At 68.0% G+C, this 11,557-nt stretch carries 15 protein-coding genes and 1 pseudogene; 11 read left to right on the top strand and 5 right to left on the bottom strand.

All coding sequences use genetic code 11. The features are described from left to right. The first annotated feature begins 146 nt into the window (after positions 1-146). Together WBL06_RS02985 and WBL06_RS02980 are read left to right on the top strand one after the other, a co-directional pair. A complete protein-coding gene (locus WBL06_RS02985) occupies positions 147-320 on the top strand; it encodes a hypothetical protein (RefSeq protein ID WP_424454490.1) in 174 nt (57 codons plus the stop codon). A gap of 22 nt (positions 321-342) precedes the next feature. Beyond that, a pseudogene (locus WBL06_RS02980) lies at positions 343-780 on the top strand (SRPBCC family protein); the annotation flags it as partial. On the opposite strand, the gene WBL06_RS02975 reads toward WBL06_RS02980, so the two are convergent. Beyond that, the gene (locus WBL06_RS02975) at positions 769-1,263 is read right to left on the bottom strand and encodes an FBP domain-containing protein (protein WP_424454489.1); all 495 of its coding nucleotides are present in this window, start codon (positions 1,261-1,263) and stop codon (positions 769-771) included. The pseudogene WBL06_RS02980 and the gene WBL06_RS02975 overlap by 12 nt on opposite strands. A gap of 77 nt (positions 1,264-1,340) precedes the next feature. Between WBL06_RS02975 and WBL06_RS02970 the strand changes: the two genes are divergently transcribed. Together WBL06_RS02970 and WBL06_RS02965 are read left to right on the top strand one after the other, a co-directional pair. After that, complete coding sequence (locus WBL06_RS02970) at positions 1,341-1,568, top strand: PspC domain-containing protein (RefSeq protein WP_424454488.1); 228 nt, start codon at positions 1,341-1,343, stop codon at positions 1,566-1,568. A gap of 52 nt (positions 1,569-1,620) precedes the next feature. Then, the gene (locus WBL06_RS02965; protein ID WP_424454487.1) at positions 1,621-2,172 is read left to right on the top strand and encodes a hypothetical protein; all 552 of its coding nucleotides are present in this window, start codon (positions 1,621-1,623) and stop codon (positions 2,170-2,172) included. On the opposite strand, the gene WBL06_RS02960 is transcribed toward WBL06_RS02965, so the two are convergent. Both WBL06_RS02960 and WBL06_RS02955 read right to left on the bottom strand, forming a co-directional pair. Further along, a complete protein-coding gene (locus WBL06_RS02960; protein ID WP_424454486.1) occupies positions 2,169-3,464 on the bottom strand; it encodes an acyltransferase family protein in 1,296 nt (431 codons plus the stop codon). The two genes, WBL06_RS02965 and WBL06_RS02960, sit on opposite strands and share 4 nt — an antisense overlap. After that, positions 3,461-3,673, bottom strand: coding sequence for a hypothetical protein (locus WBL06_RS02955; protein ID WP_424454485.1), 213 nt, complete (start codon positions 3,671-3,673; stop codon positions 3,461-3,463). Before WBL06_RS02955 ends, WBL06_RS02960 begins: the two co-directional genes overlap by 4 nt. Positions 3,674-3,896: 223 nt before the next feature. On the opposite strand from WBL06_RS02955, the gene WBL06_RS02950 reads away from it, so the two are divergent. Genes WBL06_RS02950 through WBL06_RS02940 form a run of 3 tightly spaced genes read left to right on the top strand, consistent with a single transcriptional unit; the run spans position 3,897 to position 5,939 of the window. Next, on the top strand, positions 3,897-4,535 hold the full coding sequence (locus WBL06_RS02950; RefSeq protein WP_424454484.1) for a M23 family metallopeptidase: 639 nt from the start codon (positions 3,897-3,899) through the stop codon (positions 4,533-4,535). A 33-nt stretch (positions 4,536-4,568) separates the two neighbouring features. Beyond that, a complete protein-coding gene (locus WBL06_RS02945) occupies positions 4,569-5,087 on the top strand; it encodes a GNAT family N-acetyltransferase (protein ID WP_424454483.1) in 519 nt (172 codons plus the stop codon). Between the two features lie 9 nt (positions 5,088-5,096). Continuing rightward, positions 5,097-5,939, top strand: coding sequence for a glycosyltransferase (locus WBL06_RS02940; RefSeq protein WP_424454482.1), 843 nt, complete (start codon positions 5,097-5,099; stop codon positions 5,937-5,939). A gap of 6 nt (positions 5,940-5,945) precedes the next feature. Here WBL06_RS02940 and WBL06_RS02935 read toward each other — a convergent pair whose 3' ends face one another. Next, positions 5,946-6,659: a cache domain-containing protein gene (locus tag WBL06_RS02935; protein WP_424454481.1), complete on the bottom strand. Its 714-nt coding sequence runs from the start codon at positions 6,657-6,659 to the stop codon at positions 5,946-5,948. A 2-nt stretch (positions 6,660-6,661) separates the two neighbouring features. After that, on the bottom strand, positions 6,662-7,411 hold the full coding sequence (locus WBL06_RS02930) for a FadR/GntR family transcriptional regulator (RefSeq protein WP_424454480.1): 750 nt from the start codon (positions 7,409-7,411) through the stop codon (positions 6,662-6,664). A 101-nt stretch (positions 7,412-7,512) separates the two neighbouring features. Between WBL06_RS02930 and WBL06_RS02925 the strand changes: the two genes are divergently transcribed. Genes WBL06_RS02925 through WBL06_RS02910 form a run of 4 tightly spaced genes read left to right on the top strand, consistent with a single transcriptional unit; the run spans position 7,513 to position 11,517 of the window. Beyond that, positions 7,513-8,547 carry an ABC transporter ATP-binding protein gene (locus WBL06_RS02925; RefSeq protein ID WP_424454479.1) on the top strand — a complete coding sequence of 345 codons (1,035 nt, stop codon included), beginning with the start codon at positions 7,513-7,515 and terminating at the stop codon, positions 8,545-8,547. 45 nt (positions 8,548-8,592) lie between these two features. Further along, positions 8,593-9,774, top strand: coding sequence for an extracellular solute-binding protein (locus WBL06_RS02920; protein ID WP_424454478.1), 1,182 nt, complete (start codon positions 8,593-8,595; stop codon positions 9,772-9,774). A 20-nt stretch (positions 9,775-9,794) separates the two neighbouring features. After that, entirely contained in the window at positions 9,795-10,709 is a 915-nt protein-coding gene (locus WBL06_RS02915; protein ID WP_424454477.1) for an ABC transporter permease, read from the top strand. Positions 10,710-10,716: 7 nt separating this feature from the next. Next, positions 10,717-11,517 (top strand): ABC transporter permease, encoded by an 801-nt coding sequence (locus tag WBL06_RS02910; protein ID WP_424454476.1) that lies wholly within the window; start codon positions 10,717-10,719, stop codon positions 11,515-11,517. Positions 11,518-11,557 lie beyond the last annotated feature (40 nt).

Below are 11,557 nucleotides of genomic sequence, written 5' to 3'. Positions count from 1 at the left end.
GGCTGCCGCGTGGATCCACGGGGAAGCCGCACGGCGGGCATCGAGCGGCGGGCCGTTCACCGTACTCGACCTGTGCGTCGCGGTGCCCGGCGTGGTGCGCGATCTGGTCGGCTGATGCGGGCGACCGCGCCGCTACGATTGAACCCATGAAGGTGTTCGCGTTCCTGGTCTCGCTCGCGCTGTTCCTCGGTGGCCTCGCCCTGTTCGGTTACGCCTTCGTGTGGGGCGAAGAGTGGCAGGTGCTCGCTTTCGCCGGCGGTATCGCGGCGATCTCGGTGTCGCTGATGATCCCGTTCCACCTGCTCGAGCGTCTGGACTAGCACGCCGTCCGCGTCCGCGACGGCGGTCGTCTTCTCAGCGCCCTCCGTCGTCTTCCCGCGCCTTCTCGCGCACGACCCCGCCCGGTTCTATCCGCGGGCGGGTGTGCTGCCCGGCGTCGTCGAGGTGCGTGACCAGACCGGAGCCTGGGATGCCGTGGGCCAGACCCGCATCCTCGTGCTGTCCGACGGCGGTACGGTGACGGAGACGCTGCGCGTCGCCACCCCGCCGCTGTTCGCCTACGACCTATCGGCGTTCACCGGCTTCTTCGGGCGCCTCGTCGCGAGTGGCCGCTCCGAATGGCGGGTCGACGAGCACCCCGAGGGCAGCACCATCGAGTGGACGTACACCTTCACGGCAAAGGCCGGCTGGGGGCTCGCGGTCGTGGCCATCATGCGACTCGCCTGGGCGCCGTACATGCGGCGGGTGCTACCCGCGATCGCGAGGGAGTCAGGCCGCTGACTCCAGCACCCGCCCGCCGAAAGAACGCAGTCGCGTCTGAAGTCCGTCGATCCGATCGGCGATGACGTCTGCCGCGTCGGGCATCCAGTCGTACGAGGGCGGCGCGATGCGGATGAGCAGTGAGCAGGCGAGATCGGCGCAGATGTACGTGCCGACCGAGTTTCCGGCCCGACCGGCCTCGCCGGCGCGCGCGGCGCTGAACATCGTGACTTGGCCGGCCGGCTGCGGGGTGTTGCACAGGGAGCAGATCGCCGAACCGGGCTGCAGGCGCACCTCGGAGGCGCGGAGGGAGATGCCGATCGGCTCGTCGCCGCGCCAGTAGACGAGGTAGCCGCGCAGCGGAGCGCCCGGGTCGCGCCAACCGAGATATTCCCGGTCGGCCCAGACGACCTCGTGCAGACCCGGCAACGGCATCCGCTCGGCCTCTCCGGGCACCGCGTTCACCATCGAGGCGCGGATCTGCAGCTCGGTCATCGGCTTCATCGCCGATCAGCCTAGCTCGGGGCATCTTGGGGGTTAGCCCCCTGGACGAGCGCGCACGCCCGCTCGAGGATGAGGTCATGAGCGAACTCAGAAGACCCCGCACCGGCCGTGTCATCGGTGGCGTCTGTGCCGCCCTCGCCCGTCGTTTCGGCTGGGACGTCACCCTCGTCCGGGTGCTCACCGTCGTCTCGCTGTTGCTCCCCGGCCCGCAGCTGATCATCTACGTGATCGCCTGGATCGTCATCCCGGGGGAATCCGGCACGGTGACGGTGCCCCCGACGACGACGGCATCGCACGCAGGCTGATCCCCAGCCGCGCCTCAGCAGCCGTACAGACGGCGTACGTATCGTTCCGCGTATGGGATTCCTCGACAGGCTGTTCGGCACCGAGCAGGACACGACCCCCGCATCGTCGCGTCGTCGCCCGCCGACGGAGGATGAGCGCGCCGTCGAGCGTTACCGCTATCTGTTGCAGACGGCTCCTCCGGAGACGATCGAGCAGGTGCACGCCGAAGCGTTCTCGAAGCTGAGCGAGTCGCAGCGTGCACAGGTGTACGAGGAACTCTCCCGCGGAGCGGGCACCGGCGAACGTCCGCTGTCGAGTGAGCCCGCGACGCTGGCCCGTGCGGCGACCCGCAAAGAGATGCGGGAACCCGGATCGCTCGAACGCAGCCTCAGCGGCCCGAGCTTCGGCTCCATGGTCGGCAGCACCCTGCTCGGCACGGTCGCCGGATATGTCATCGGGTCCGCGCTGGTCAGCGCGTTCCTGCCCTGGGATGGCGGTGCCTCAGCCGACCCGGGTGCCGATTCCGGTTCGGATGCCGGTGCCGGCGACGCCTCGGCGGATGCCGGGGGCGACTTCGGTGGCGACCTCGGTGGGGGAGATTTCGGCGGCGACTTCGGCTTCTAGCCGACACTTCCCGCGCGCCGCGGCCAGCGGCGGAGAACCAGGATAGCGACCCAGAGGGACGCCGCTCCCGCGACGGCGAGCCACAAGTCGAGGAAGTACTCGATCACGAGGAACGTGGGCACGAAGGTGAGGGCCGCCGCAAGCGCGACCACCCCGACCGATGGCGTCGGCCCGAGCACACGCGGCTTTTCCCACCTGCCGACGCCGAGCGACAGAGCGAAGAGGATGCCCAGCACCAGCAGATAGACGATGATGCGCGACCACCACCAGGCGGGCGACGCCGGCTCGGGGTCGGCCCCCGGAATGAGCAATCCCAGACCCGCGATGATGATGATGACGGGCAGGTGCCACAGGTAGATCGTCATCAGTCGGGTACCGACCCCGAACACGATGGCACGGGCGGCGCGCGTCGACATGACCTTCGCCAGAGCGGGCCGGAACAGGCACAGCAGGCAGGCCTGGGCGAGCCCGAGCAGCACCAGCGGGAGGGTCGGCGGGTTGAGGTTGACCAGCATGTCGGTGTTGTACGGCCCGACGGTGCTGAGCGGCACCAGGGCCGCGTAGCAGGTGGCCGCGACCACGATCAGCTGCCAGCGGGTGCGGCGGGCGAACCAGCCGTCGGCGTACCAGAACCCGATCTGTTGCACGAGCAACCAGACGAACACCATGTTGAGGTAGCCCACCTGGGTCACGCCGGAGCTGTAGCGGGCGGCATCCACGACGATCACCCCGCCGAACAGCACCGCCGGCGTGAGGGCGGGCGCGCGCTCGTGCAGCCTCGCCATGGCGGGCATGAGTGCCTGGCACAGGCAATACGCGGCGATGAACCAGAGCGGCGATCCCGCGCCCTCGACCACCTGGGCGACGAGTTCGGGGGCGAACGCGAGAAGAGTTGTCGCGCCGATGACGACGACATAGAAGACGAAGAGCGGAAGCGTCGGCTGGGCCAGGCGCAGCACGCGGGTCTTCACGTAGTCGGCGGCCGAGCCCCCGCGACGCACGGTGCCGCGCCACGCGATGAGGCTCGCGAACCCGCCGACCACGAAGAACAGCGGCATGATCTGTCCGGCCCAAGTGGCGGCGGCGAACCATGGTTGTTCCTCGAGCGGGCGAGAGACGACCAACCCGCCATCGGCATCGCGCCCCACGCCGACGAAGAGCAGGTGGACGACCACGACGAGCAGCAGGGAGAACACCCGAGCGAGGTCGATCGTCAGATCGCGTTTCGAGAGATCGAGCGACGAGATCGCCGAGACGTCACGGGTGATCGTCGGGTCGATCCGCTTCGTCACCCGCCCACTCTAGAGGCGTGCTCCTCACGCGCGAGTAGCCGCACCGCTGCCTCGAAGTCGAGCGACTGCCCGATCTCGGTGGATGTGTTGTAGACGGGCCCGCGCAACGTCACGAAGACACCTTCCGCCTCGAGGATGTACCCCGCGGCCATCCCGTCGATCACGACGCGGAAGACACCGTCGATCGCCGACACCACCTGCAGCTCCATCGCGCACCTCCGCCCGTCTCACCCGGGCTGACTCCATCTCAGCACTCTCTTCTGCACTCCGCCAGGGGCTGACCGCACCATTCATCGAGGGTTCACGCTTTGCGGTGATAGCCAGGGGTTTACCAGGACTCGTCCAGGGTGACGGGTCAAGGTGGTCCACGGCCGTCGCGCCATCCGCCATCCGTTCCGGGATGGCCTGGACCCGAAAGTTCTGAAACTCCCGATGAATTCGATCTTCCGCCGTGCCCTTGCGGTGTCCGTCGCCGGCGTGTGTCTCGCCGCGGTCGGCACCTTCGCCGTTCCCGCCGCTGTCGCCGCCATCCACCAGGCAGAGCTCGACGCCACCGCGCAGTCCTTCGAACTGGCCTCATCCTCGACGGCGATTGCCGCGACGCCGGAGACAGAGCGTGACGCGTTCGAGATCACCGAGTACACGTTGGTGCAGTGGCCGCTGCCTGAAGGGACCACCATCTCGTCGTTCTTCGGGTATCGCTCATGCGAAGGCTGCTCGACGATGCACAGCGGAATCGACATCGTGCCGGGGGGCGCCGGCATTCCGATCGAAGCCATCGCCGACGGGGTCGTCGTGGGCTCGAGCGTCGCCGATGGTTCGTGGGGCGTGAACGTCACCATCCAACACGACGTCGACGGGGTGACCTACCGCAGCGCCTACGCCCACATGCAGGCGGGATCGATGACCCTGTCGCCCGGGGACACGGTGCAACGCGGTCAGGTGATCGGACGGGTCGGCAACACCGGCCAGAGCTTCGGAGCCCACCTGCACTTCGTCATCCAGACCGCCGACGGCACGTTCATCGACCCGCTTCCGTGGCTGCGCGAGAACGCCAACATCGACGACTGACGCGGATGCTCGGCGCGCGGCTACCCTGAGCCGGTGCCCGTCGTCATCCGCCCCTTCACCGTCGCCGATCTCGCCGCCGTCGTCGCCATCAACGACGGAGCCCATCCGGCGGTGCCGATCACCCCACCGGATGAGCTCGCCGAGCTGATCGCGATGAGTCGACTCGCTCTCGTCGTCGACGACGGGGAGCCGGCCGGGTTCGTCGTCGCGCTCGGCCCGGGGCTCGCTTACGCGAGCGAGAACTACGGCTGGTTCAGCGCTCGTTCCGGCGACTTCCTCTACGTCGACCGCATCGTGCTCGCGCCGCGACGGCAGGGTCAGGGAATCGGCCCGAGGCTGTACGACGCCGTCGAAGAAGCCGCCCGCGCCGACGGCGCGTCCGAGATCACCTGCGAGGTGAATGTGCGCCCCGCCAATCCCGGCTCGCTCGCATTCCACGCCCGGCTCGGGTTCGTCGAAGTCGGCCGCCAAGAGACCAAGGGCGGCAGCACCGAGGTCGCTCTGTTCGCCCGACCGGTGTCGGCGATCGGCGGCGCCGCTGCGGCGGGATAGGGTGGCGCCATGACCGGTGGACCGACCGTTTCGATCGTCATCCCCGCGTACAACGAGGAACGCACGATCCGCGCGTGCGTGGTCGCAGCCATCGAGCAGACCGTCCCCGCCGATGAGATCATCGTCGTCAACAACAAGTCGACCGACTCGACGGCCAAGATGCTGAAGGCCCTCAAGACCGAGTTCCCCGACGCTCCGCTGGTCATCGTCGACCAGAACGCCGAGCAGGGCATCACCCCCACGCGCAACGCGGGCTTCAACGCCGCCACGAGCGAGGTGATCGGCCGCATCGACGCGGACTCGATCCTTGAACCTGAGTGGGTCGCCGTCGTGAAGCGCATCTTCAGCGACCCGACCGTGGGGGCCGCGACCGGCCCGATGATCTATTACGACATGCCGCTACGGCGGTTCGGTGCGCGTGCCGACGACAACATGCGACGCGCGCTGCTGAAGCTGACGAAGGAGTACCACTTCGTCTTCGGCAGCAACATGGCGATGCGGGCGAGCGCGTGGCACGACATCCGCGACCACGTCTGCAACGACGCCGACAAAGAGATGCACGAAGACCTCGACCTCGGCATCCACCTCTTCGACCGCGGCCACAAGATCGTCTACGGCTCGAAGATGGTCTCGGGCATGTCGGCCCGTCGCCTCGACGCGAACCCGAAGGACTACCTGCGGTACGTGCGCCGGTGGGAGAAGACCTACGACCACCACAAGATCTTCAACCCCGCGCTGCGCGCTCCGATGGTGGTGTTCTCGGCGATCTACCCGCTCGGTAAACTCATGCGTCAACAGCATCTGAGGTCGCTCAAAGACGGCGGCGTCGGCCCGTCCGCCTGGGCCGGCTGAGCCGATTCAGGTCAAGACGAGCGCGAGCCCGGCAATGGAGCACGGGATGCGCTCGGAGGTGTCGCGCAGCAGCGACCCGGTCGGCCGGTGGGGGTCGGTCGAGGCGACGACCCGCCCCGACGCGTTGACGATGGTCGCGGCATCGAGGCCGCGCAGGTGCGCGAGGAGAGCCCGCTCGACATCGTTCACGTAGAGGTCGGCCCCGACGATGCCGATCAGGCGCTCGCCGTTGTGCGCCGGCACCGTCAGGGTGAGGGTGTAGTCGTCGGTGCAGAGGTAGTCGACGTAGGGGCCGGTGATGTGGCGGGCTCCGGTCGTCGTCGGAACCCGCCACCACTCGAGCGTCGTGTAGTCGCGGAAGCTATCGGACGCCGGGTTCTCTTCGGCGACGAGCCGTCGGATCGACGGGTCGGCCGATCCCACCCCGAACGTGTTGGCGTGGCCGAGCCACCAGGCGAGGTGCCACTCCGCCTCCGGCAGGAACCCGGGAGCGGCGACGAACCCGGCGCCGATCACGAGAGCGCCGTCGACGGAGAGTTCGGGCACCGTGATCGATTCGACGACGCGGTCGAGACCTTCGACGGTCGGGAGGCCGTCTTGCTGGTCGACGTAGGCCTCGATCAGCGTGCGCCAGGAGTCGATCATCTCGAACACCCCGCCGAAGGTGCGGTCGATCGCGTCGACACAACCGCGCACCGCAGCATCCATCGTCGTCGGCATGATCACTCCTTTTTCTCGAGACGGGATTTCTCGTCGAGCAGCCACTCGATCGCGCCGCCGATGTGAGCGACGGTGAGCCGGCGGGCCTCGTCGCCGTCGAGAGATTCGATCGCACGGACGACGGCGAGCTGCGCCGTACGGCTGCTCAGGCGCTCGTCGCGATCGCGTAGACACCACCACAGCAGCGGCGCGAACTCGGCCTGGAGCCGCAGCTCCTCGCGAACGAGACGCGCCGACTGCGAGAGCGCCGCGACCTCGAGCCGGAACATGCCTTCGCCGCGTCGCGCCGACGTCTCATCGTCGGGGTCCACGGCCTCGACCGTCTCGCGAAGGTGACGGATGTCGTCGTCGGTCGTGCGGTCGGCGGCGAGCTCCGCCGCGGCACCGGCGATCGCGGTGTAGTGCACCCCCATGTCACGAAGTTCGACACGGGAGAGGCTGGCCACCCGTCGGGCGATGCGGCTCGCGCGCGACCCCGTCGCGATGACGAAACTGCCCCCGTCCCGACCCCGCCGAGTCTCGACCAGGCCGTGCTCGCGAAGTGTCTCGAGGGCCTCTCGGGCGGTCACCGTCGCGACCCCGAACTGCCGGGCCATCGCCGCCTCGCTGGGCAGCTTCTCGCCCCCGTTCAGCAGTCCGAGGTCGATCGCGTCGCGCAGTCGCTGGGCCACCAACTCGGCCCGGCCCCCGCCCGCGATGGGCGCGAAGACCGCGGCTCGCGCGGCGGTGGTGGCGCTGATCGATTGCGGCATGGGCTTCCCGGCTCGGGTGTTGTGACCCGACCGTAACATGTGCCACTCTCTTTTGACATCTGCTTCCATATGATTTGCTTATCCGCACCGAGCACACAGGAGTGATCACGTCCACACCAGCGATCCGACTCACCGGGCTGACGAAGTCGTTCGGTGCGCTCGTCGCGGTCGACAACCTGGATCTGGACATCGCCGAGGGCGAGTTCTTCTCGATGCTCGGGCCCTCGGGATCGGGCAAGACAACAGTGTTGCGGCTCATCGCCGGCTTCGAACAGCCCACGAGCGGCACGATCGCGTTGCGGGGGCAGGACGTCACCCGCCGTGCCCCGTTCGACCGCGACGTCAACACGGTGTTCCAGGACTACGCGCTGTTTCCCCACATGACAGTCCTCGAGAACGTGGCCTACGGCCTGCGCGTGCGAGGCGTGTCCCGCGCGCGCCGCGCCGAACTCGCGCGGGCCGCACTCGAGTCGGTCGCCCTCGGCGGCTTCGGCGACCGTAAGCCGAGTCAACTCTCCGGCGGGCAGCGGCAGCGCGTCGCCTTGGCTCGGGCGACGGTCGTCGAGCCGAAGGTGCTGTTGCTCGACGAACCCCTCGGCGCGCTCGACCTCAAGCTGCGCGAACAGATGCAAGTCGAGCTCAAGGAGCTGCAGCGCTCGCTCGGCATCACCTTCATCTTCGTCACCCACGACCAGGAAGAGGCGCTGACCCTGAGCGATCGGATTGCCGTCTTCAACGCCGGCCGCATCGAGCAACTCGGCACTCCTGCGGAGATCTACGAGTCGCCGGCCTCCCCGTTCGTCGCCTCGTTCGTCGGCACGTCCAACATCTTCGACGCGGAGGACGCACAGCGGTTGCTCGGCGTCACTGGAGTCACGTCCATCCGGCCCGAGAAGATCACCCTGGCTGCCCCCGGCACGACTACACCCGCAGGTGCGGTGTCGCTGCCCGGCACGATCGCCGAAGTGATCTACATCGGGACGGCGACACGGTTGCTCATCGAATTGGCTGACGGGCGTCGCTTCAGTGTGCTGGAGCAGAACACCGCCGGACGATCCACACACGACCGACGAGGCGATGCGGTGGTAGCCCGATTCGCCGCCTCCGACCTCGTTCCTCTCAGATCGCCCACTTAGACCTTCGCGACCTTCAGGTCCATCCATCGAAAGAAGGAGAACGCAATGCGCATCACAGCACCACGGAGGTCGGCGTTCCTGGCCGCCCTGGCGATCGCCTCGGCGACCGCACTCCTCACCGGCTGCGGCACCGCCTCGGGCCCGGGGGGTGATGACGGCGGTCTTCCGACCGAGCTCGGAGAGTTCGAAGGGTCCGTCTCGATCCTCGCGTGGCCGGGTTACGTCGAAGACGGCAGCAACGACCCGGCCGTCGACTGGGTGTCCGGTTTCGAAGAAAAGACCGGCTGCCTGGTCGACTCCCAGGCCTACGGCACCTCCGACGAAGCGGTCAACCTGGTACGCGCCGGCGGCTACGACGTCGTCGCCGCGTCCGGCGACGCCACGTTGCGGCTCATCGCCGCGGGCGACGTCGCAGCGGTCAACACCGACCTGATCCCGAGCTACGAGGGCGTCTTCGACTTCCTCAAGGAGCAGGCCTGGAACTCGGTCGACGGTCAGTCGTACGGCGTTCCGCACGGCTACGGCGCCAACCTCCTGCTCTACAACACGGAGGAAGTGAGCCCGGCACCCACCTCGTGGGATGTGGTGTTCGACCGCGCGAGCGAATACTCGGGCAAGATCACCGCGTACGACTCGCCGATCTACATCGCCGACGCCGCCGTGTACCTGATGGCGCACCAGCCGGAGCTCGGGATCGAGAACCCGTATGCACTCGATGAGACGCAGTTCCAGGCGGCCGTCGACCTGCTGAAGGCGCAGCGCGAGCACGTCGGCGAGTACTGGTCGGACTACCTCAAGGAGATCCAGGCGTTCACGACCGGTGACTCGGTCGCGGGCACCACCTGGCAGGTCATCCAGAACGTCCTCGAAGGCGAAGGCGCGACGACCGCGGTCGTCCTGCCCGAAGAGGGTGCCACCGGATGGTCGGACACCTGGATGATCGCCTCCGAGGCCGAGAGCCCGAACTGCGCGTACGCGTGGCTCGACTGGATCGCGAGCCCCGAGGTCAACGCTCAGGCCACCGCGTACTTCGGCGAAGCACCGTCGAGCGAGGCGGCCTGCGACTTCCGTGACGACTGCGAGGCGTACCACGCCGGCGACGAGGAGTACGCGTCGCAGATCTGGTACTGGACCACGCCGATCGCGGAGTGCGTCGACGGTCGTACCGACGTCGAGTGCGTCGACTACGCGGGCTGGACCGAAGCCTGGTCGGAGATCAAGGGCTGACACCCCCAATGACGAGCAGCGTGGCAGCGCCGACTCCAGGGCGCGCCGGGATCCCGCAACCGCGGGCCACCCCGGCGCGCCGGATCTCGGTGTTCCTCAGCCAGCACGCGCGGACCAGGCTCGGGCTTCTGCTCGCGGCCCCGCTGTTCTGGTTGGGCGCGGTCTACATCGTCGCGCTCGCCGCGCTGCTCGTCACCGCGTTCTGGACGGTGGACTCGTTCACCGGCCAGGTGCGCACTGAATGGACCCTTGACAACGTCATCGACGTGGTCACCGGGGCGCTCTACCAGACGGTCACCCTCCGCACGATCGGCGTGGCACTCCTCGTCACGATTGTCGACATCCTCATTGCTTTGCCGATCGCGTTCTTCATGGCGAAGGTCGCCGGTCCGCGATTGCGCGGCATCCTGGTGATCGCGATCCTGATGCCGCTCTGGGCGAGCTACCTCGTCAAGGCGTACGCCTGGCGCTCGGTGCTCTCCGAGGGCGGGGTGTGGGCGAGCCTGGTCGAACCGGTCGGCGGCGAGACGCCGGGCTACGGACTTCCCGCGGTCGTCATCACGCTTGCGTACATCTGGTTGCCCTACGTGATCCTGCCGATCTACGCGGGACTCGAAAGGGTGCCCGACTCGCTGTTGGAGGCGTCGAGCGACCTCGGAGCAAAGACTTGGCGCACGATCGTCTCCGTCGTGCTGCCGATGCTGACGCCGGCGATCATCGCGGCATCCATCTTCAGCTTCTCGCTGTCGCTCGGCGACTACATCACCGTCAACATCGTCGGCGGCACCAGTCAAATGCTCGGCAACCTCGTCTACACGAACGTCGGTGCGGCCAACAACCTGCCGCTCGCCGCCGCGATCGCCCTCATCCCGGTCTCGATCATGGTCGTCTACCTCGCCGCGGCGCGTCGATCCGGCGCGCTCGAGAACTTGTAGGCGACCGATGCGACTCAGCAGCACCGCCCGCGCCGTCCTCGGCATCGCCACCGCCCTCGTGCTCGCCGTGATCTACCTGCCCCTGGGCGTCGTGCTCGTGAACTCGTTCTCGACGTCGACGACGCTCACCTGGCCCCCGCCGGGGTTCACCCTGGAGTGGTGGGGCCGGGCGTTCCGCAACGCCGGCGCGCTCGAGGCGATCGGCACGAGCGTTCAGGTGGCGCTTGCAGCGACCGCGATCTCGCTGGTGCTGGGCACGCTGGTTGCTCTCGCGTTGCAGCGCTACAAGTTCTTCGGCCGCGACGCGGTGAGTCTGCTCGTCATCCTGCCGATCGCCCTCCCGGGAATCGTGACGGGCATCGCACTCAACAACTTCTTCCGCACCATCCTCGACGTGCGCCTCGGCATCTTCACAATCATCGTGGCGCACGCGACGTTCTGCATCGTCACGGTGTTCAACAACGTCATCGCCCGCTTGCGACGCACTGGCACCTCGCTGGAGGAGGCGTCATCCGATCTCGGAGCCGGCGCCTGGACCACCTTCCGGCTGGTGACCTTCCCGCAGCTTCGGTCGGCCCTGCTCGCGGGTGGCCTGCTCGCCTTCGCCCTGTCGTTCGATGAGATCATCGTCACGACCTTCACCGCCGGCAGCGGGGTCACCACGCTGCCCATCTGGATCTTCGAGAACCTGTTCCGCCCGAATCAGGCGCCGATCGTCAACGTCATCGCGGTCGTACTCGTCGCCTTCTCGGTCGTGCCGATCTGGGTCGCCCAGCGCCTCGCGGGGGCGGAGCAGACCCACCGCTGAGCCGGGGCCGGCCCGCCGTACCCAACTCTCGGAAACCCAC

This window comes from Pseudolysinimonas sp. (assembly GCF_049651805.1).
Classification (GTDB): domain Bacteria; phylum Actinomycetota; class Actinomycetes; order Actinomycetales; family Microbacteriaceae; genus Pseudolysinimonas_A.
The sequence above is the reverse complement of the archived record's forward strand: the minus strand, read 5'-3'. Positions and strand labels throughout refer to the sequence as shown.

Coding starts and splice junctions, on each gene's coding strand:
- WBL06_RS02985 (WP_424454490.1), top strand. CDS start 147: ATGAAGGTGTTCGCGTTCCTGGTCTCGCTCGCGCTGTTCCTCGGTGGC.
- WBL06_RS02975 (WP_424454489.1), bottom strand. CDS start 1,263: ATGAAGCCGATGACCGAGCTGCAGATCCGCGCCTCGATGGTGAACGCG.
- WBL06_RS02970 (WP_424454488.1), top strand. CDS start 1,341: ATGAGCGAACTCAGAAGACCCCGCACCGGCCGTGTCATCGGTGGCGTC.
- WBL06_RS02965 (WP_424454487.1), top strand. CDS start 1,621: ATGGGATTCCTCGACAGGCTGTTCGGCACCGAGCAGGACACGACCCCC.
- WBL06_RS02955 (WP_424454485.1), bottom strand. CDS start 3,673: ATGGAGCTGCAGGTGGTGTCGGCGATCGACGGTGTCTTCCGCGTCGTG.
- WBL06_RS02950 (WP_424454484.1), top strand. CDS start 3,897: ATGAATTCGATCTTCCGCCGTGCCCTTGCGGTGTCCGTCGCCGGCGTG.
- WBL06_RS02940 (WP_424454482.1), top strand. CDS start 5,097: ATGACCGGTGGACCGACCGTTTCGATCGTCATCCCCGCGTACAACGAG.
- WBL06_RS02935 (WP_424454481.1), bottom strand. CDS start 6,659: ATGCCGACGACGATGGATGCTGCGGTGCGCGGTTGTGTCGACGCGATC.
- WBL06_RS02930 (WP_424454480.1), bottom strand. CDS start 7,411: ATGCCGCAATCGATCAGCGCCACCACCGCCGCGCGAGCCGCGGTCTTC.
- WBL06_RS02920 (WP_424454478.1), top strand. CDS start 8,593: ATGCGCATCACAGCACCACGGAGGTCGGCGTTCCTGGCCGCCCTGGCG.
- WBL06_RS02910 (WP_424454476.1), top strand. CDS start 10,717: ATGCGACTCAGCAGCACCGCCCGCGCCGTCCTCGGCATCGCCACCGCC.